14 protein-coding genes and 2 tRNA genes are annotated in these 19,380 nt (G+C 60.3%); 9 read left to right on the forward strand and 7 right to left on the reverse strand.

Features of this window, described 5'->3' with window-relative positions; translation table 11 throughout:
• Positions 1 to 108: 108 nt before the first annotated feature.
• The 3 genes from AB4O35_RS15125 to AB4O35_RS15135 form a co-directional block, all read right to left on the reverse strand.
• The gene (locus AB4O35_RS15125; protein WP_065891409.1) at positions 109 to 2,541 is read right to left on the reverse strand and encodes a TonB-dependent siderophore receptor; all 2,433 of its coding nucleotides are present in this window, start codon (positions 2,539 to 2,541) and stop codon (positions 109 to 111) included.
• Between the two features lie 82 nt (positions 2,542 to 2,623).
• Entirely contained in the window at positions 2,624 to 3,598 is a 975-nt protein-coding gene (locus AB4O35_RS15130; protein WP_460149058.1) for a FecR family protein, read from the reverse strand.
• Between the two features lie 6 nt (positions 3,599 to 3,604).
• Positions 3,605 to 4,123 carry a sigma-70 family RNA polymerase sigma factor gene (locus tag AB4O35_RS15135; protein ID WP_065872625.1) on the reverse strand — a complete coding sequence of 173 codons (519 nt, stop codon included), beginning with the start codon at positions 4,121 to 4,123 and terminating at the stop codon, positions 3,605 to 3,607.
• 201 nt (positions 4,124 to 4,324) lie between these two features.
• Here AB4O35_RS15135 and AB4O35_RS15140 point away from each other — a divergent pair.
• The 5 genes from AB4O35_RS15140 to AB4O35_RS15160 all read left to right on the forward strand — a co-directional run bounded on the left by AB4O35_RS15140 (position 4,325) and on the right by AB4O35_RS15160 (position 9,439).
• Positions 4,325 to 4,400, forward strand: a tRNA-Val gene (locus AB4O35_RS15140).
• 19 nt (positions 4,401 to 4,419) lie between these two features.
• A tRNA-Asp gene (locus AB4O35_RS15145) sits at positions 4,420 to 4,496 on the forward strand.
• A 303-nt stretch (positions 4,497 to 4,799) separates the two neighbouring features.
• On the forward strand, positions 4,800 to 6,383 hold the full coding sequence (locus AB4O35_RS15150) for a BCCT family transporter (RefSeq protein ID WP_065882508.1): 1,584 nt from the start codon (positions 4,800 to 4,802) through the stop codon (positions 6,381 to 6,383).
• Positions 6,384 to 6,410: 27 nt separating this feature from the next.
• Entirely contained in the window at positions 6,411 to 8,420 is a 2,010-nt protein-coding gene (locus AB4O35_RS15155; protein ID WP_065882510.1) for a CocE/NonD family hydrolase, read from the forward strand.
• An 83-nt stretch (positions 8,421 to 8,503) separates the two neighbouring features.
• A complete protein-coding gene (locus AB4O35_RS15160; protein ID WP_065872622.1) occupies positions 8,504 to 9,439 on the forward strand; it encodes a LysR substrate-binding domain-containing protein in 936 nt (311 codons plus the stop codon).
• Between the two features lie 237 nt (positions 9,440 to 9,676).
• Here the strand turns inward: AB4O35_RS15160 and AB4O35_RS15165 are convergent, their stop codons facing one another.
• Positions 9,677 to 10,843 (reverse strand): catalase family protein, encoded by a 1,167-nt coding sequence (locus AB4O35_RS15165; protein ID WP_065945632.1) that lies wholly within the window; start codon positions 10,841 to 10,843, stop codon positions 9,677 to 9,679.
• The gene (locus AB4O35_RS15170) at positions 10,840 to 12,648 is read right to left on the reverse strand and encodes a di-heme-cytochrome C peroxidase (RefSeq protein WP_065872620.1); all 1,809 of its coding nucleotides are present in this window, start codon (positions 12,646 to 12,648) and stop codon (positions 10,840 to 10,842) included. Before AB4O35_RS15170 ends, AB4O35_RS15165 begins: the two co-directional genes overlap by 4 nt.
• Before the next feature lie 258 nt (positions 12,649 to 12,906).
• On the opposite strand from AB4O35_RS15170, the gene AB4O35_RS15175 reads away from it, so the two are divergent.
• The 4 genes from AB4O35_RS15175 (at position 12,907) to AB4O35_RS15190 (ending at position 15,363) form a co-directional block, all read left to right on the forward strand.
• Entirely contained in the window at positions 12,907 to 13,638 is a 732-nt protein-coding gene (locus tag AB4O35_RS15175; protein WP_049709171.1) for an FKBP-type peptidyl-prolyl cis-trans isomerase, read from the forward strand.
• A 465-nt stretch (positions 13,639 to 14,103) separates the two neighbouring features.
• Positions 14,104 to 14,562 (forward strand): YkvA family protein, encoded by a 459-nt coding sequence (locus tag AB4O35_RS15180; RefSeq protein WP_065872619.1) that lies wholly within the window; start codon positions 14,104 to 14,106, stop codon positions 14,560 to 14,562.
• A gap of 94 nt (positions 14,563 to 14,656) precedes the next feature.
• Positions 14,657 to 14,995 carry a helix-turn-helix domain-containing protein gene (locus AB4O35_RS15185; RefSeq protein WP_065872618.1) on the forward strand — a complete coding sequence of 113 codons (339 nt, stop codon included), beginning with the start codon at positions 14,657 to 14,659 and terminating at the stop codon, positions 14,993 to 14,995.
• A complete protein-coding gene (locus AB4O35_RS15190) occupies positions 14,992 to 15,363 on the forward strand; it encodes a hypothetical protein (RefSeq protein WP_005786715.1) in 372 nt (123 codons plus the stop codon). The genes AB4O35_RS15185 and AB4O35_RS15190 overlap by 4 nt, the downstream gene beginning before the upstream one ends.
• Here the strand turns inward: AB4O35_RS15190 and AB4O35_RS15195 are convergent.
• Positions 15,360 to 17,129, reverse strand: coding sequence for a bifunctional diguanylate cyclase/phosphodiesterase (locus AB4O35_RS15195; RefSeq protein WP_065872617.1), 1,770 nt, complete (start codon positions 17,127 to 17,129; stop codon positions 15,360 to 15,362). The two genes, AB4O35_RS15190 and AB4O35_RS15195, sit on opposite strands and share 4 nt — an antisense overlap.
• 118 nt (positions 17,130 to 17,247) lie before the next feature.
• A complete protein-coding gene (locus tag AB4O35_RS15200; protein WP_175403007.1) occupies positions 17,248 to 19,329 on the reverse strand; it encodes a carboxy terminal-processing peptidase in 2,082 nt (693 codons plus the stop codon).
• Positions 19,330 to 19,380: the final 51 nt, after the last annotated feature.

The raw sequence follows: 19,380 nt of genomic DNA on the forward strand, positions 1-19,380 counted from the left end.
CCACAGGAAGCCCGCTCATTGAGCGGGCTTTTTGCTGTCTGGGCTTTGCAAAAATAAAAAAACGCCGCCGATCATTTCCGATGATCGGCGGCGTTTTTTATTGGGGGATCAGAAATCCCAGCGTGTGGTCACCATGAAATTGCGTGGCTCACCATAAGCGGCGGAGTTATAGAAGCCGATGTTGGTGTAGTAAGACTTGTCGAAGAGGTTGTTGACGTTCAGCGTCGCCGACAGGTTTTTGCTGACCTGATATTTGGTCATCAGGTCGACCAGCCAATAGGCGTCCTGGGAGAACGCTTCATAGCCGCCATGGGGAGAGTTATAGATGTCCTGCCAGCCCACGCTTTGCCAGCGCACGCCACCGCCTACCGTCAACTTGTCGAGGTTGCCCTTGAGCTTGTAGGTGGTGAACAGCTTGACCTGATCTTCGGGCTCGAAGGTGGAGATCTTCACGTCCTTGTCGTCGCGCACGACCTTGTGGGTGTAGCCGGCCTGGAGTTGCCAGCCGGGGGCAATCTCGCCGGACATCTCCAGCTCATAACCTTTGGTGACGGCCTTGCTGCTTTTGTAGGCGTAGTTGTTCGGGATCGGCGTCTGGTTGTTGTACTCGTCATCCGAGAGCGCGCGGTTGGATTCATGGATTTCAAAGTAGGCCGCGCTGGCGTTCACGCGACCGTCAAGGAAGTCGGCTTTTACGCCCAGTTCCCAGTTCTGGCCTTCATCCGGCTCAAGCAGTTTGTTGTCGCGATCGCGGTTGTAATTCTCTTGCGGCATGAAGATATCGGTGTAGCTGGCGTAGACCGCGTACGTGTCGTTGAGGTCGTACACGGCGCCGATGTACGGCACGAATCGTCCGGACTCGCGGTAGTTGGGGTTATAGCCCGTGACCTGGTAGTTGACCACGCGCCCGCCCAGCAGCAGCTTGAGGTCGTCGGCGAGGTTCAGCCGCGTGGTCACATAGGCGCCCGTCTGGCGCACGGTGTCATCGGTCAGTGATTGCGCCTTGCCCCAGTCCGGTATCGTGGCGTGGCCGCGCCAGTTATTGAAGTCGACGATATTTGGGGAGAGGTTCCAGTAGCCTTTGCCTTTCCATTCCGAGGCGCTGATAGAACCGCCGAGCACCAGTTCATGTTCGCGCCCGCCCAGGCTGAAGGGGCCGCTCACGTACAGGTCGGCGGAATCGCTGACGGTTTCCCCGGTGTATTTGCCCGAGGTGAGTTGCGCGGTGCCGTCCGGCTGCGGCTGGTCGCCCTGGATCGAGCCCATCAAGGCGTGATAGCCGTTGATCTTGTGGTCCAGTTGCAGCTTGCTTACCCATCCATTGCCCAGGTCGTGTTCGAGCATGGCAAATACGGTGCGGGTGTATTGCTCCCAACTGCTCCAATCGGCAGCGTTGTTGAACGAGCGCTTGACGCTGTTGCGGTCGCCGTTGGAGTTGATCAGCGGAAAGCTCCCCGACCATGAGGAGCCTTTTGGCAGAGTGTCCTGGTAATCGCCGCCGACGGTCAGCAGGGTATCGGGCGACAGGTCGAACTCCATGATGCCGTAGTACGTCGGGCTCTGGCGCGAGTAGTGATCCATGAACGAATGCTTGTCCTGGTAGGCCGCCACGGCCCTGCCACGCACGTTGCCGCTTTCGGTCATCGGGCCGCTCACGTCCAGCTCGCTGCGGTAGTTGTCCCAGGAACCGGCACCGAGGGTCGCGTGGCCCTGGAAGTCCGCTGTAGGTTTCTTGCGCACCAAGTTGATCGTCGCGCCCAGGGAGCCTGCGCCGGTGAGCAGGCCGGTGGCGCCCTTGAGCACTTCTACGCGGTCGTAGATCGCCATGTCGCTCAGGGTGTTGCCCGCCGAGTAGGCGACGTTGCGCGCCGTCGAGGGAATACCGTCGTACTGGAAGTTATTGATCGAAAAGCCGCGGGCGTAGTAGTTGGTACGCTCGGTGTCGAAGGCCGAAACGGTAATGCCTGGAGTGTGGCGCATCACGTCGTCGACGCTGTTCAGGCCGAAATCGTCCATGTGCTGGCGGGTGACCACGCTCACTGACTGCGGGGTTTCCTTGGGGGTCAGCACCAGGCGTGTGGAGGTCGCGATCGTGCCGGGCGTGTAGGAACCTGTACCTTCGGTGACGTTGCCCAACTGGTTGGCGGTGACGGCGGTCGGGCTCAGCTCCATGGTGCCGTTGCCGGCGAGAGGGGAGGGCTGCAGTGCGTAGACCTGATCACCCTTTACCGCGCGGTAGCCGCTGCCCTGCAGCAAGCTGTCGAACCCGTCCTGTATACCGTAGCTGCCTTTCAAGCCTGGGCTTTTGAGGCCTTCCAGTTCGTTGGACTGGAACACGATGGCCACACCCGCCTGCTGGGCAAAGCGGTTGAGCGAATTGCCCAGCGGCCCGGCCGGGATTTCGTAGGTTTGGGCGGCGACGCTGACGGCGTCGGCCTGGGCCAGGCTGGTGTTCAGCGTACTGGCAGTGAGCAGGGCCAGGGACAACGGCGCGCTTTTCAGTAGCCGAAAGCGTCCGCGCGGGTAGGAAGGGGTGTGCATGGTGAAGGCAGTCCTTTATGTGTCGAATTACCTTCCTTGACGGGCAGCCTCGAAAAAACCGGAAGCAAATGCGAATAATTATTTATTGGGTAAGTGTCTGTGGGCTTACGACGATCAGCCACGGCGTAAAGGTCTGCACCTTGATCGGCAAGGTTTGCGCGAGTAACTGCAAGGCGTGGTCGCTGTCATCCAGCGGGATCACGGCTGACACCCGCAGGTTTTGCAGGGCGTCGCGATCAAATTGCACGCGACCGGCGCGATGCCGAGCGATTTCATCCAGCACCTCCGGCAAAGGCCGGTTCTCCACCACCAATTGATGTCGACGCCAGGCTTCGTTGATGCTCGACGGGTCGACAGTGCCAACCAAGCGCACGGCAGTCGACTGCATCAGGGCCTGCGAACCGGCGTCGACTTCCAGCGTCTGCTGGCCGTTGGCGCTTTGTGCGGCCACACGGGATTCGAGTATGCTGAGTACGGTGATATCGCCCTCGCGCTTGACCACAAACCGCGTGCCCAGCGCACGCAGTGTGCCTTGGGGCGTCTGTACGACAAACGGCCGCGTGCGATCGTGAGCGACCTCCACCAGGATTTCGCCCTGCAGCAGTTCAATGCGACGCTGCTTGCCATCGAAATGCAGGTTTGCCGCGCTGATGCCGTTGAGGGTCAGCGTCGAGCCATCCGCCAGTTGCAGGGTTTGCCATTGGCCTGGCCCGTTGCGCACGTCGGCCATCCACTGCTGGGGATAAGGACTCACCAGCAATGCTGCCGTCGGAATCGCCAGGCTGCACGCCACTGCCAGCGCGCGCAGGGCGTTCTTGCGGCGACGGCTTTTTGGTTGGGTAAACGCTGCGTTCAACGCTGCCCGCGCCGGTGCTTTTTTACCCCGCAAGGCCTGCATGCGGGCGATGACGGCTTCCATGCGGGCCGCGGCCTCGGCGTAGTGCGGACCTTGCTGTTTCCAACCTTCAAATGCCAGGCGCTGGGCTTCGCTCAGTTCGCCCTCATGCAGGCGCAGCAGCCATTCGGCGGCTTGTTCTTCGATCTGTTGGTCCGACATGCTCAATCAGGTATCCATGCTGTGGCCGCAGTGCATGAGCGCCTGGATCAGGTACTTGCGCACGGTGCGTTCCGACAACTTGAGCTGTCGGGCGATCTGTTGTTGGGTCATTTCCTCAAGGTAATACAGCACAAATGCCTGGCGCGAATAGACGTGCATGCCCTCCAGGATAAAGGCGATCTGTTCGAGGGCTTCAAGCGTGGTGTGGATTTGCTCGGGCGATTGAAACCCTTCGAGCGCGTCCACGGTGAGGGCCAATTCCTGCAGGTAAGCCTGTTCAATCTGCCTGCGCCGTGCCTGGTCGATGATCAGGCGTCTGGCCGTCGTGCTCAAGTAGGCCCGGGGTTCGCGAATGCCGGCTACGGATTCGCGCGCGTTCAGGATGCGTGCAAACGTGTCCTGCGCCAGGTCAGCGGCATTCTGGTGGCAGCCGAGCTTGCGCCGCAGCCAGGTGAGCAGCCAGCCATGATGCTCGCTGTAGAGCTGGGTAATTTCCCTTTGGAATGGCGGTTCACCCACAGACATAAGCGTGGCTCAGGCGTTATTGAGAATAGTTTTTAATTGTGCGGCTAAGCACCCGGTAAACGCAATAGACTCGCATTTGCGCGAGCAGAAGCCCGTTTTTACGGGGTTTTGCTGGGCTCTGGAAAAAATCCAAAATAAAGTGCATTTAAATCAAGACATTGCGAATTTTTGGTGTATGATGCCGCCCACACCGAAAGTGAAGGGTGATTAGCTCAGCTGGGAGAGCGTCTGCCTTACAAGCAGAATGTCGGCGGTTCGATCCCGTCATCACCCACCATTCGCTTCAAGTGTTACGCGCAGCGGTAGTTCAGTCGGTTAGAATACCGGCCTGTCACGCCGGGGGTCGCGGGTTCGAGTCCCGTCCGCTGCGCCATATTCGGTTACCTGGAACGCTGAACGCCAGGTCACCACAAGAAGCCCGCTCATTGAGCGGGCTTTTTTTCGTCTGCGATTTATCCTCAATGCGCCTTGCCATTGTGCACTGCATGTTCGCCCTGAACTGTGCTGGTGCGACATGACGTGGCGGAATACCCCCATGCACATTGGTTGATTGCGTCCCTGACCGCTTAAACGGTTATCTATAGCCACGCGAAGACTTCCAGGCGAGTCACGGCAGCAGGATGCTGCAGTGCCCGCTCTCTAAGATAAAAATAGTCTGCAAGGGGAATGGCTCTCTATGAAATATCCACTGCGTCCGTTGGTGTTCTGGCCAACGTTCCTGATCCTGCTGGCGGCGGTGATCGCCAGCTACGTCGACCTGAATGCCTTCCTGGCGATCAGCAAACAGCTCAATAACCTAATCCTGAAAAACTTCTCATGGCTGTTCAGTGCCGGCTCGTTTGCCATGGTGGTGCTGACGGCGATCGTCTACTTCTCCGCGTTGGGCAAGGTGCGTATCGGCGGCGAAGACGCCCAGCCATTGCTGAGCAAATGGCGCTGGTTCATGGTGGCGCTGTGCACCACGCTGGCCGTGGGCGTGCTGTTCTGGACCACCGCCGAACCGCTCTACCACCTGTATGGCCCACCCACCAGCCTGCCGATCGAGGCGGGCAGTTCGGCGGCGAAGAGCTTTGCCATGTCGACGATGTTCCTGCACTGGACCATCACCCCCTACGCCATTTACCTGGTGCCCTCGCTGGTGTTTGCGCTGGTGTTCTATAACCGTCGCAGCAACTTCTCCATTGGCGCCATGCTCGAGCCGCTGCTGGGCGCAGCGCGGGTCAAGCGCTACGCCGGGCTGATCGACACCCTGGCGATGTTCGCCCTGGTGGCGGGCATGGCCTCATCCCTGGGCACTGGCGCGCTGACCCTGGCCGGTGGCCTGGCCCAATATATCGGCGGTGAAACCACGCCGTTCCGCCTAGCCATCATCATTGCGATCATCGTCATCACCTTTGTCGCCTCGGCCGCTAGCGGCCTGCAGAAAGGCATTGTGATGCTGTCCTCGTTCAACACCTGGATCATGCTGGCGCTGGGATTGTTTGTGCTGCTGTGTGGGCCGACCTTGTACATGTTCAGCCTCGGCGTCGAGTCCCTCGGCGTGTACCTCGACACCTTCTTCAGCCGCAGCCTGTTCACTGGCGCCGCGAGTGGCGACACCTGGCCGCACAGCTGGACGGTGTTCTACTGGTCGGTGTGGTTTGCCTGGGCGCCGGTGAGCGCGCTGTTCCTTGGCAAGATTGGCCGTGGCTATACCGTGCGCGAATTCATCCATATCAACATGCTCTACCCGGCGTTGTTCACGGCGATATGGATCTGCATTTTCTCCGGCACCAGCCTGTACTTCGATGCCCTCGGTGACGGCAGCCTCAACCGTGTGCTGAACGAGCAGGGCGTGGAGCACGTGCTGTACCAGATGTTCCAGCAATTGCCGGCCAGCGGCCTGATGATCGCGTTCCTGCTGTTCGTAGCGTTCATCTCGTTTGTCACGGCGGCGGACTCCAGCACCGATGTGATCGCCAACCTGTGCAGCAAGGGCGTGACCGCGGATTCCGATCTCGACGGCAACCCGCTGCTGAAGATCGTCTGGGGCCTGATTATCGGCACGGTGTCGTGGGTCATGGTCGCGTTTGTGGGCATCGACGGGGTGAAGATGCTCTCCAATCTCGGCGGTTTGCCCGGGATGATCCTGGTGTTATTGGCCAGTACCTCGCTGATTTTCTGGCTGAAAAATCCCGCGTTGCTGGATGTGAAACGCCTTCAGCGGACCCCCGAAACGCAATCGCGTGGCGCCAGCCCGGTGCCGGATTTCGCCCGCTGATCGATTGAACCGCTGTAGGAGTTACTGATGGAAATCGTCACTGAATTTGCTTACACCGTGCGCGAAATCGAGCACTGCCTGATCCCCTTGAAGGACGGTACCCAACTGGCCGCCCGCCTCTGGTTGCCGGAAGTCGCCGGCCTGCAAACCTTCCCGGCGATCCTGGAATACCTGCCGTACCGCAAACGCGACGGCACCGCCGTACGCGATGCGCTGACCCACCCGTGGATGGCGGGGCAGGGCTATGTGTGTGTGCGGGTGGACATGCGGGGCAACGGTGAATCCCAAGGTTTGATGGCCGATGAATACCTGCTGCAGGAACAGGAAGACGCCCTCGAAGTGATCGACTGGCTGTGCCAGCAACCCTGGTGCGACGGTAATGTCGGCATGATGGGCATCTCCTGGGGCGGCTTCAACGGGCTGCAAGTCGCGGCGCGCCAGCCCGAGGCGTTGAAGGCGATCATTACCCTGTGCTCCACCGATGATCGCTTTGCCGACGACATCCATTACAAGGGTGGCAATCTGTTGATGGAGAACTTCGGCTGGGCCGCCACCATGCTCAACTTCAGCGCGGCGGTGCCGGATCCTTTGCTGGTGGGCGACGACTGGAAACACCTCTGGCACCAACGCCTGGACGCCATGCCGTTGCTGGCGGAAACCTGGCTGCAACACCAGACCCGCGATGACTATTGGCGCCATGGCTCGGTGTGCGAGGACTATTCGAAGATCAAGGCGGCCGTGTATGCAGTGGGGGGCTGGGGCGATGCCTACCGCAACACCGTTTCGCGCCTGATGCAAAACCTACCGGGCCCGAAGAAAGCCATGATCGGTCCTTGGATACACAAGTACCCGCATTTCGCCGTGCCCAACCCGGCCATCGGCTTCCTGCAAGAGGCCAAGCGCTGGTGGGATCATTGGCTCAAGGGCATCAAAAACGGGGTGATGGATGACGCATCTTGCACTTTTTACCTACAGGATATTCTGCCGCCGAAGGGCAGTTATGCCGAGCGGCCGGGGATCTGGGTGCAGACCTCCGGCTGGCCGGATCCGCAGGTGCAATGGGCGGATTTCAGCCTCGGCGAACAGGGCCTGAGTGCAGGCTCACTGCCGTTGGCGGCGCCGCGCAGCATCTGCTCGCCGCTGACCACCGGCCTGCACCAAGGCGAATACTGCGCCATTTGGTTTGGCCCCGATGGACCGACGGATCAACGTCGTGATGACGCCAACTCGCTGTGCTTCGACTCCCCGCTGCTGACCGAGCCGCTGGCGTTGCTCGGCGATGCACGTCTTAAGTTGCGCCTGGCAAGTGACACCGCCTGTGGTCAATTGGTCGCCCGGCTGAATGCGATAGCGCCGGACGGGCAAGTCACGCAGATCAGTTACGGTGTACTCAATCTCACACTGCGTGAGGATTTTTCCCAGGTAACACCTGTAGTCCCCGGTGAACCCATGGACGTGCAGTTAACCCTCGACCACATCGGCATGCGCCTGCCCGTCGGCTACCGTTTGCGTCTTGCCCTGAGTACCGCGAGTTTCCCGTTACTGTGGCCGAGCCGTGAGTTGACCACTCTGACGTTGCTGCCGAGCCTGCAAAGCCTGCAACTGCCGATATTCAAAGGCGAGGCGGTGGACTGCCCGTTCGAAGCGCCGCAGTCGGCTACGCCGGTGGCGATGGAAGTCCTACGCGCCGCTGCGCCGAAACGCACCTTGATCGAAGACGTGGGCAGTGGCGAAGTCTGCGTGAAAATCGAAGATGACTTGGGTTCGGTGCGTTTTACCGACCACGGCCTGTCGGTGGACCAGCGTTGCACCGAGCAATACCGCACTTTGCCCTGGGATCCGCTGTCGACGCGGGCCGATATCGAATGGCACTACCGAGTCGGCCGCGACCAGTGGGCCGTGGAGGTGGAAAGCCAATTGAGCGTGCACGCCGACGCCGAGTGGTTCTACATCGAAGCGGAGCAGACCGCCTGGGAAAACGGCCAGTTGGAACACCGTCGGCAATGGAGTAAACGCGTGGCCAGGGTCGCACTCTGAGCAGGCAACTGGCAGGATGCTTGCCAACGTGATCTCTGCGGGCCTGGGGTAACCTGGGCCCGTCATTGCCAATGGACTTGCTCATGTCGCGCCGAAACGTCGATCTTCCTCCCCTCAATTGCTTGCAGACCTTCGAAGCGGCGGCCCGCCATTTGAGCTTTACCCAGGCGGCCCATGAATTGAACTTGACCCAGAGCGCGGTCAGCCGCCAGGTCAAACGCCTCGAAGAAGACCTGGCCCGCCCGCTGTTTTATCGGCTGGCCCAGGGCTTGAGCCTGACACCCGCCGGGGTGCGTTATTTTCGTACTGTCCAACGCCTGTTGCGCGAGCTTGACCGCGAGTCCGCCGAGTTGCGCAGGCGCGGTGCCGATCGCCAGTTGACCCTGGCCAGTACGCCCACCATCAGCTCTATCTGGCTGGCCGGTCTGTTGCCGCAGTTCCAGCGAGACCATCCGGACCTGGATATCCGCGTCCTGTGCAGCGAAAGCCCCAGCCATCTGGATGTCAGCGAATATGACCTGGGTTTGTTCTATCACTTGGATGAAATGGCCGCGCCCCACGGCCTTGAGCTGTCGCCGGTGTTCGACAGCGAACAGGTCATCACCGTGTGCAGCCCCGGTTACCTTGAGCGCCACGGCCCGATTCGCGACCTGCATCATCTGTTGCACGCGCACACCTTGCTGATCGTGGAAGACCATCACCACGACTGGCTGACGTGGGCCGACTGGTTTGCGGATGCGGGTGCCGATTACTACTCGCCGCGCCATGCCTTGCGCACCAACAGCTATCAACTGTTGATGCAATCGGCGGTGATGGGCCACGGCGTCGCCCTGGGGTGGAAGCGCTTGCTGGAAAGCGACCTCGACTCCGGGCGCCTGCAAACGGCCTTGCCCCACAGCATGCACAGTCGCGGCCGCTTGCACCTGATGCAGCCGCATCATCGCAATCCACCCGCGGCGGTGCGCAGTTTTCGTCAGTGGTTGCGGGCCCGTACCGAAGAGGCTGGGCTCGCTGGCTGAAGGTCAGTGCTGACCGGTTTTTTTCTTTTTTGATCTGGCGCGTCGCCAGGTGTTCGAAGCAAAAAGACGCGGTGCCGAACACGGCGATCAGGGTGAGTACGATCATGCCGAGGGTTGAGCCTTCCACGGTGATTTCCTACGGGTGATGGGGTAGGTACTCACGGTAGAGGCGGGGTGGAAATGGCTCAATAGACCCGACGCAATCCTTACGCCGTCGGGTCCATTGTTACGCATTCTTTATGGCGCGTTGCGGCTGTGGCGGTAATCGCTGACCGCTTCATACACGGCTTTGCGCAAACGGTTGATACCGCCGATGGGGCGGTGCTCCGCTACGCCAAACCAGGGGTTGAAGGATTGGTTGTCGCACGCCAGGTTCTGCTCGGGCGTGTCGAAATCCTGCGCCGGGATATGCACCTTCGCCACGGTTTCATACGGCGCGTCGCTTTCTTTCCATTCGATGCTGGTGTCTTCGATCGGCATGAATTTCTGCGGGTTCTGGCGCTGGATCTGCAGCACGAAACACGCAGGCACGCGGTCGGTGGACAACTGCTGGCTCAAGGCGCCGCGCAGGAAATTCGGCAGGTCCTGGTTTTGTTTCGGCAGTTGATATTCCGGGCAGTTTTGCGGGTCGGGCGCGACGCGGAATTTGGCGTTGGCCGTGCCGAACTTGTAGGGTGAAACTGAAAAGTACGTAGTCTGCGTCGGGCTGGCCGGTGCGGGTGCGAGGGTCGCCAGGGCGATGAACAAGTGACGCACTTGCCAGCTGCGCGGGTCGGCCTTGGGGAAGAACGCCAGCACCTTCTTGCCGTCCGCCTGCGCGCCGATGTTCTGCGCGTACTCCGCCACATCGCTGACAAAGAAGTTCGGGTGGCTGAACATCACGAAGTCTTGTTCCGTGCGGGTCTGCTGGTCGGCCAGCAGCTGCTTGCCCGGCACATCCAGTAACTTGAGCGCCATGCCGCGGGCATCACGGATGCTGTCGAACTGCGGGTAAGCGTTGCCGTTGGACAACCGCATCATCGCCTGCCAGGTCTTGCCCGGTTCGGCGAACACGCCCTGTCGCAACGCCGGGTCGAGATCGGCGAGCACACTGACTTCGGCTTTCACGCAACCGTGGGCCTTGGCGTGAGCATCACGCAGGTAGCGCGTGCCCTCGCGGTGCTGGTCGACGATGCGCACCGCCGTCTGGATGATGCCTTGGGTCATCGCCGCTTCGCCCGCTGGGATTTGCTCATCCGGTGACACCGGGCCGCTGTGTTGCCAGGCGTACCAGGCAGTCGCCGCCAGCCAACCGAGCAGGCCGAGGCCCACCAGCCACAGCAAGGTTTTGCCGAGAAATGCGCCGATGCGCAGCCTGAGGCGGCCGAGCAGGGAAGGTCGGTCGTAGGGGGATCGAATCATCATGGCAGTTGTTGCTCCAGCGGGCCGCCCAGCACTTTGAGGTATTCCAGCAGCGCCCAGCGTTCCTGCGGTAGCAGGCCACGGCCGATCACGCCATTGCCACGACTGCCGGCACGAAACTCGTGGCCGCTGTTGTGGTTGCCGGTGATTTTGGTATCGAACACAAAGGCATTCTTGAACGCACCGGTTTCAAAGCCGAGATGGCGCGGGTCGTAGTCGAAAGTGCCTTTATAGAATGTGGTGCTGCGCTCGTCCTGGGGCGAGAGCAACTGGTAGATCGTCGGCACCGAACCGTTATGCAGGAACGGCGGCGTCGCCCAGACGCCAGCCAGTGGCCGCGCCTTGTAGGCGCGCAACTCGCGTACGCCGATGGGCAGGCCGTAACCGTCCAGGCGCGGGCGCTCGGCCGGGGTCACGCCGGCGGCGCGGTAAGCATGCTCTTCGACGAAGGCAGTGACGTAAGCCAGCCCCTTGGCCACGGACATTTTTTTCAGGTCCAGTGGCTCGGTCGGCGTGGGGTGCAGTTCGACGTTGAGCGTGGCCAGTTCCGCGGGGTCCCACTGCAGGGCGCTGAGGTCGTAGCGTTGGTCGGCAATGTTGCTGGCGGTGCCGGGGTCGGTACCGATGTAGTCCACGGGCAGCATTTTAAGCTGCTGCACCGGGCGCCCGTTTTCCTGGGTGACGCTGGGCACATGGCAGCCGGCGCAGTTCTCGGCGAACAGTGTGCGGCCTTGAGCAGCGAGGGGTTTGTCGACGGCGCCGAACAGGTCCTCGGGCCAGGTCGGTGGCTTGAGGCGTTGCAGGGTTTCTTCGATCAGGTTGAGGTCGCGCACGCGGACGCTGGACGGGTAGCGCGCATCGCCCTGGAGCGGCTGGCCGGCGGCGTCGAAAAAGCCCAGCGTCGCGCCTACGCCCAGGGCTTCACCGATATTGCGCGCCATGGGTTGCTGGGCCGAGCCGTTCCATTGCACCCAGTCGAAGGTCCAGATATCCCACAATTGCGGGTAGTCCACCGGGGCGTTGGCAACGCGATAATTGTCCGGGGAAATCGCGTCGCCAAAGCTGGCGTTGGCGATACGGCCAAAGGCGTCCGTGCGGCCGGGGCCTTCTTCGGTGGGGTAGAGACCACGGTGAGTGTCGTTCCAGGCCACTTTGAGAAACTTGTTCAGGGACTGCTTGAAGTCCTCGCGCAGTTGTTTGTGCTCAGCGTCATAGCGATCGCCCAGCACTTGGCGGGCGAAGCGCTCGAACTTCCATGGGTTGTAGTAGGTAGCCGCAAGGCTGGCGACCAGGGCCTGACCGAAACTGCCGCCGCGCAAGGTTGGCACGCTGGAAGGCAACACGTGCTGGGCGGAACCGCCGTCGACACGCAGCGCCTGGTTTTTGAAGTGCAACTCGCCGGTGTGGCAGGCGGCACAGGTGATATCCAGGTACTCGACGTTGCTGCCGGCGTTCTTGTGTCGGGCGAAACCTACCGGCAGATTGCCGGGGTTTTGCGCGGTGGGCACCTGTTTGGGATCGACCAGGAAACCGAAGCGCGCCAGGTAATCCGGCGTGGCAAAACGTCGCTCGGAAAACGGCAGTTCCAGGGCGGTGAACCAGTCGTAGTGCAGGCCTTTTACTTGAGTGCCCTGGGGCGTGAAGTAATAAGTCTGGCGGTCGGCGGCACTCCATTGGTCCTGATAGTGCACCTGCTCCACGGGCACGTATTCCGGCAGCTTGGGGTTGACGGTGTAATAGAGCACCACGGCCAGTAATAGGACCAGAAGGGTGAATATCAGCAGTAATACACGGGAAAAAATGCGCAAGATGGCTATCCTTGTCTCGGTCTTGTCGAAGAGTCGTGTTGTTATGCCACTACGCCACAAGTGCGGCAAGTGGCCATGAGCTTGGTAGTAGGCGGTCCCACGATCCTTCGCGGGGCCCCATCATGAATGAAAATGCTTTTAAACACGTGAACTTATCAGAAGTTTCCTGCTCACATGCCGGTAGCCATTGGTCGTGGCCGCCTGATAAGCTCGCGACTTTATTCGAATGCCCTTTTGGCGCATTAACAAGGAAATAGCATGAAACAGCATCGGTTGGCGGCGGCGGTGGCCCTGGTTAGCCTGGTACTTGCGGGTTGTGATTCGCAGACCAGCGTAGAGCTGAAAACCCCGGCGCAGAAAGCTTCCTACGGCATCGGCCTGAACATGGGCAAGAGCCTTGCCCAGGAAGGCATGGATGACCTGGATTCCAAAGCAGTAGCCCAAGGCATCGAAGATGCCGTCGGCAAAAAAGAGCAGAAGCTCAAGGACGACGAACTGGTTGAAGCGTTTGCAGCACTGCAAAAGCGTGCTGAAGAACGCATGACCAAGATGAGCGAAGAGTCGGCAACCGCCGGCAAGAAATTCCTCGAAGACAACGCCAAGAAAGATGGCGTCGTCACCACCGCTTCCGGTCTGCAGTACAAGATCATCAAGAAAGCCGATGGCGCCCAGCCTAAGCCGACTGACGTGGTGACTGTGCACTACACCGGCAAGCTCACCAACGGCACCACCTTTGACAGCTCCGTGGATCGCGGTAGCCCGATTGACCTGCCGGTCAGCGGCGTGATCCCAGGTTGGGTCGAAGGCCTGCAACTGATGCACGTTGGCGAGAAGGTCGAGCTGTACATCCCGTCCGACCTGGCTTACGGCGCCCAGAGCCCGAGCCCGGCGATTCCAGCCAACTCCGTGCTGGTATTCGACCTGGAACTGCTGGCCATCAAGGACCCAGCCAAGGCTGAAGCCCCTGCTGCACCAGCCGCCAAGAAGTAATAGGCGCCTGAACACACAACGCCCCGTCTCGACGGGGCGTTGTTGTTTCCGGGCGCAGCATCTACATGATCTTGTAGTGAGCGGGCTTGCCCCGCGCTGGGTGGCGAAGCCGCCCCGTATCAGGCACTGAGTTCTCCAGTCAGAACTGAGGTGCCTGGGGTTTGGGCGGCTTCGCCACCCAGCGCGGGGCAAGCCCGCTCACTACGGGCCGATGTCCACAGGCTGTGCAAATCCAAACGAACGTCCACACCTGGCAACAGTCTGATATAAAACCCGAGTATGGCTAGCCGCACAGCAACACCAAGTCAATGAAATCTTGGGTTTTTTTAATGTGCGCAAAAAACGCCCGATCTGACTGCAAGCCTTGTATATCGTGGCTTTCAGCCGATAAAACAGGCTCTGTTCACAAGGTTATCCACAATTTGTGTGGATAACCTTTTATGTTGCCTGGAACTGGAGTGACAGATGAAACCACCCTTCAATTTCACCCGTTTCCTGCCCATGGCCGCACGCCTGCTGGGGCGTGGGCGTTTACCGACGCTGCTGTTCGCTGTCGCCGCTAAAGGCTCCAGCCAGGGCAATCGCCTGGGTAAGCTCAAGGATGACTTCAAGTTGCTACAGTCCCTGTGCCTGGCCTACTGGCGTGGCGAGTACCGCGCAATCAGTCCCAAGGCGCTGATTTCAGTTGTGGCAGGGCTGATGTATTTCCTCAGCCCGATTGACGCGATCCCGGACTTTATTCCCATGTTCGGCATGCTCGACGACATCGCCGTGCTGGCATGGGTCATGAAGACCCTGGACGGCGAACTGAGCGCTTTTCGCGCCTGGCGTGACGCTCAGCGTCCGGAAAAGCTCGCCGTGGTTGAGCGTCTGCCCGCGACGCCAGCCCTGTTGGCCAAGGAAAACCCGCAAAAAAACGGATGACGCGGCATATCCCCCTGCGACCTTTGTGGCTGTTAGGATTACACTCCTAAGGAAAGTGCTTACTCAGTAAGTGTTGTTATCCTACGGGGCAGTCATGGATATTCAGATAATTTCACGGAATGGCGAACCCGAATACGCGGTGTTGCCATGGGATCAGTACCAGGCGCTGCTAAAAGCTGCCGGTCAGCAACAACCTTCGCCACCTCCTTCTTCTACTGCCCAAGCTGCTCCCGAGCAGGATCTGCGCCTGCTCGCAGACCTGCGTGGCCTGCGCGAAGCCAAGGGCCTGGCGATCGAGACCCTGGCCCGCACCGTGGGTATCAGCCCCTCGTATCTTGGATTGATCGAAAGTGGTGAGCGCCAGCCGGATGCCGCGATCCGCCGCAGCCTGGCCTGGGAATTGGGCGTTGCAGGTTGGAGGGATGAATCGTGAGCCTACGTATCAGTCGTCAACACTGGGATGGGTTACTCAATGAACTGGACCAGGCGCGCCGCCAGCGCCATCTGCTGACTTACCGCGCGTTGCTGGAGCGCTTGCAGTTCCCCACGCCGGCCATGCAAACCCTGGCCGCCGCCCTGGAACACCTGGCCGCGCTGGACGCCAAGGCCGAGCAGCCGTTGCGCAGCTCGCTGGTGATCAGCCAGGGCGCCAGCCGCCTGCCGCGTACCGGTTTCTTTGAATGTGTGGAGCGCCTGGGGCGATTCAGCGGGCCATCCGATGGCGTGGCGGCGGCTTCCTGGCACGCCTCGGAAGTGGTGCGGGTATTCGAATACGAGTACCCGGAGTCTGCCGAGGCCTAAAGCGCGGGGGACAAGGTGTCCATGCTGTCGATCACATGGATGCTGTAGCCGGCCACATTCTTGGCGTGATGCTTGGCTTGCGACGCCAGCTCCGCCAACTGGCTGGCATCGAGTTGTCCACAGGCCTGTGGATATAAATGCACCACGCCGATGGACAGCGACAGCAGCGCAAATTCCTGACGCACGCCCTGGCGATTCAGTGCCACGAAGCAGCCGGCATCAAGGTGTTCGGCGCGGTAGAAACGCCGGCATTGGGTGTGGAAGTCATCCAGCAGTTGATTAAGCCGCTTGCGCCAGTCCTGCGGGCCCAGCACCAACAAAAAGTCATCGCCACCGATGTGCCCGACAAAGTCGCGGCTAGGGTCTACGCGGTCGTTCAAGCACTGCGCCAGGCACAACAACACCTCATCCCCGCGCCCGTAGCCGTAGATATCGTTGAACGGCTTGAAGCTGTCGATATCCACGTAGCAGATCACCGACTCGCGCTGTTGTTGCAGCAACCGCGTGAGGCATTGCTGGATCGGCACGTTGCCCGGTAATAGGGTGAGTGGGTTGGCGTAGCGCGCTTGCTGGATTTTCAGCTCGGTGATCAGCTTGAGTACATCGATCACTCGGCCCAAGCCCAGGTAGTCGCCATTGAGCGTAATAATGAAATCTTCTTCGATGCGTTGCCGTGCGCGGCTGGTGAGCAAGCGACTGACCTGTTGCAGGGACTGGCTCAGCTCCACCGCCAGAAAGTCGGTACTCATCAAGCGGCTGATGGGCTTGCGCGCAAACAGGTCGGTGGCGAACGGCTTGAGCAACGCATCCGACAGCGAATGCCGGTGGACGATGCCGATCGGGTGCCCGCGCCCATCCAGTACGGCCAGGGAATTGAGGTTGGCCTGACGGCGAAACGCTTCGAGCACTTGGGCGGTGGCGGTGTCTTGGTCTACCGCGGGCTGTTCACTGAGCAAGGCGCTGAGGTCACTGGCTTCATCGTTCAGTGCCACGTTGGCACTGTCGGGCTTGGGTAGCATCAGCCGCGCTTCCTGCGGCGGTTGTTCCTGCGGGCGGCAGAGCAGGTAGCCTTGGACCAAGTCGACGCCCATCTCCGTCAACACCGCCAGCTCCTCGGGCAGCTCGATGCCTTCGGCGATCACCTGGGCGCGCGAAGCCCTGGCGATTTGCAGGATGGAACCGACAAACTCACGCTTGAGCGCATCCTGATGAATGCCGTCGATGAAGTGCCGGTCGATCTTCACGTAATCCGGGCGCAACTCCGACCACAGCCGCAGGCTGGAATACCCAGCGCCCAAGTCATCCAGGGCAATCGAGAAACCCATGTTGCGGTAGTGGTGCAAGGCGGTTTGCAACAGGTCGATATCGTTGGTGGGGGTTTGCTCTGTGAGTTCGATCACCACTTGGCTCGGTGGGATGCCGAAGTCATGCAGCAGTTGCAAGGTGCGTCCCGGTTGGTGCGCGGTTTCCATCAGCGATTGTGGCGAGACGTTGAGGAACAGCTTGCCCGGTAACTTCTGCTCGCTGAAGCGCCGGCACGCACTTTCGCGGCAGGCGATCTCCAGTTCGCTGAGGCGCCCGGCCTGGCTGGCGATCGAGAAGAGGGCGACGGGGGAGTGCAGCGGGCTGTTGGACGGGCCGCGACTGAGGGCTTCGTAGCCGAGGATGCGCCGTTCGGACAGGCTGATGATCGGTTGGAACAGGCTGTGCACACTGCCTTGAGCCAGGATAGAGCCCAGTGCATTCAGCTGTTCGGTCATGGTCATGGCGATCTCAATCGAAAAAAAAGGACCGCAGGCTGGAAACCTGCGGTCCTTCATTTCACGACAGAATGATGTCTATATGATGACACTCCGAGGAGCGATCACATTAAATTGCCATCGTTTACTGCTTGGCCACCTGCTTGGTGATCTTCAGGTAGTCCAGCAGGATCCTGCCAGTCTCGGCCAGGTAGGCGTCATCTTCCGGCTTGGTTTTATCAGCTTCGGTCGGGAGCGCGTCTTCGTCTTCTTTCTTCAGCTCCTTGAGTGGATCTTCACCCTTGGCCTTGCGGCGGATATTTTCCAGTACAAGCTGCTTGTTCTCGATGTCGGAGTGCTGCGCGCGACGGTCCACTTCGTTCAGGCTGACGGTTTTTTCTTCCATCAGCTTCTTGGCCAGGGCCAGCTTGTCGCGGATAAACACGAACTCGGCATCCTTGGCGGAGCGGGTGTCGTGATCAGCCTTCAACTGCGTCAGGAATGGCTTGAACGGATCCGACGCCGGCTTGATCGCAGGGCGGATGGTGTCCCACGGCATGGCTTCCGGCAGGGCGCTTTCGCCGATTTCCTTGGTGTCGATGATCGACGGGAAATCGATGTCCGGCAGTACGCCCTGGTGCTGGGTGCTCTGCCCGGAAACCCGGTAGAACTTGGCCAGCGTCAGCTTCAGTTCGCCATGGTTCAGCGGCTGGATGGTCTGCACGGTGCCTTTGCCGAAGGTCTGGCCGCCGATGATCAAGGCGCGGTGGTAGTCCTGCATGGCGCCGGCGAAAATCTCCGAGGCCGACGCCGAGAGGCGGTTGACCAGCAGCGCCATCGGGCCTTTGTAGAACGCGCCTGGGTTCTCGTCTTCGAGCACGTCGACGCGGCCGTCAGCGTTGCGTACCAACACGGTCGGGCCCTTGTCGATAAACAGGCTGGTCAGCTCGGTGGCTTCCTGCAGGGAGCCGCCGCCGTTGTTGCGCAGGTCGATGACCACGCCGTCGACTTTTTCCTTCTGCAGCTCTGTCAGGATTTTCTTAACGTCGCGGGTGGTGGACTTGTAGTCCGGATCGCCAGCACGGAAGGCCTTGAAGTCCAGGTAGAAGGCCGGGATTTCAATTACGCCCAGCTTGTAGTCCTTGCCATCCTGCTTGAGGTTGAGGACTTTCTTCTGCACGGCCTGGTCTTCGAGCTTCACCGCTTCACGGGTGATCGACACGATCTTGCTGGTCTGGTCGTTCGGCGCATTGGTGTGCGGAATCACTTCCAGGCGCACCACGCTGCCTTTTGGCCCACGGATCAGCTTGACCACTTCGTCGAGGCGCCAGCCGACCACATCGACCATCTCTTTGTCGGCCTGGGCTACACCGATGATCTTGTCAGCCGGAGCGACCTGCTTGGTCTTGTCTGCCGGACCTGCCGGCACCAGACGCACGATCTTCACCTGGTCATTGTCGCTTTGCAGGACGGCACCGATGCCTTCCAGCGACAGACTCATGTTGATATCGAAATTTTCCGCGTTATCTGGCGACAGATAATTGGTGTGCGGGTCGTAGGACATCGCGAAGGTGTTGATGTAGGCCTGGAAGATATCTTCGGCACGGGTCTGGTCCAGACGCGCCAATTGATTCTTGTAGCGCTTGGTCAACAGCTCTTGAATCGCCTTGGGTTCTTTGCCAGCGATCTTCAAACGCAGCACTTCGTCCTTGACGCGTTTGCGCCAGAGGTCGTCAAGCGCAGCGGTGCTGGTCAGCCAAGGGGCGTCCTTGCGGTCCACCAGAAGGGTTTCCTTCTGGGTGAAGTCGAGCTTGTCGACGCCTTTGTTCAACTCACCCAGGGCGAAGTCCAGACGCGCTTTGACGCGGTCCAGGTAACGCTTATAGATGGTGAAGCCAGGCTGCAGGTCGCCGCTCTTGAGGAGGTCGTCGAACTGCGTCTTCCACTTGTCGAACTCAGCGATATCGCTGGCCAGGAAGTAGCTGCGCGACGGATCCAGCAGCTTGAGGTAGCTGTCATAGATGATCACCGAGCGAGCGTCGTCCAGAGGCGGCTTGCTGTAGTGATGACGCTTGAGCAACTCGACGACGTTAAGGCTGGCAATCACCTCATCGCGATCCGGCTGAAGGTTGTCCCAGCTGTTGGCTGCGAACGTATTGGTCGACATCGACGCGAAGCCGAGACCAATGAAAAGAGCGAGGGCGGTGCTGGGGAACAAATGCTTCATGCTGATTCGACGCGGGGGCAATTGATAACGCATATTAGGCCGTCTTTGAGG

The sequence above is a fragment of the Pseudomonas sp. H1_A03 genome (genome assembly GCF_054685145.1).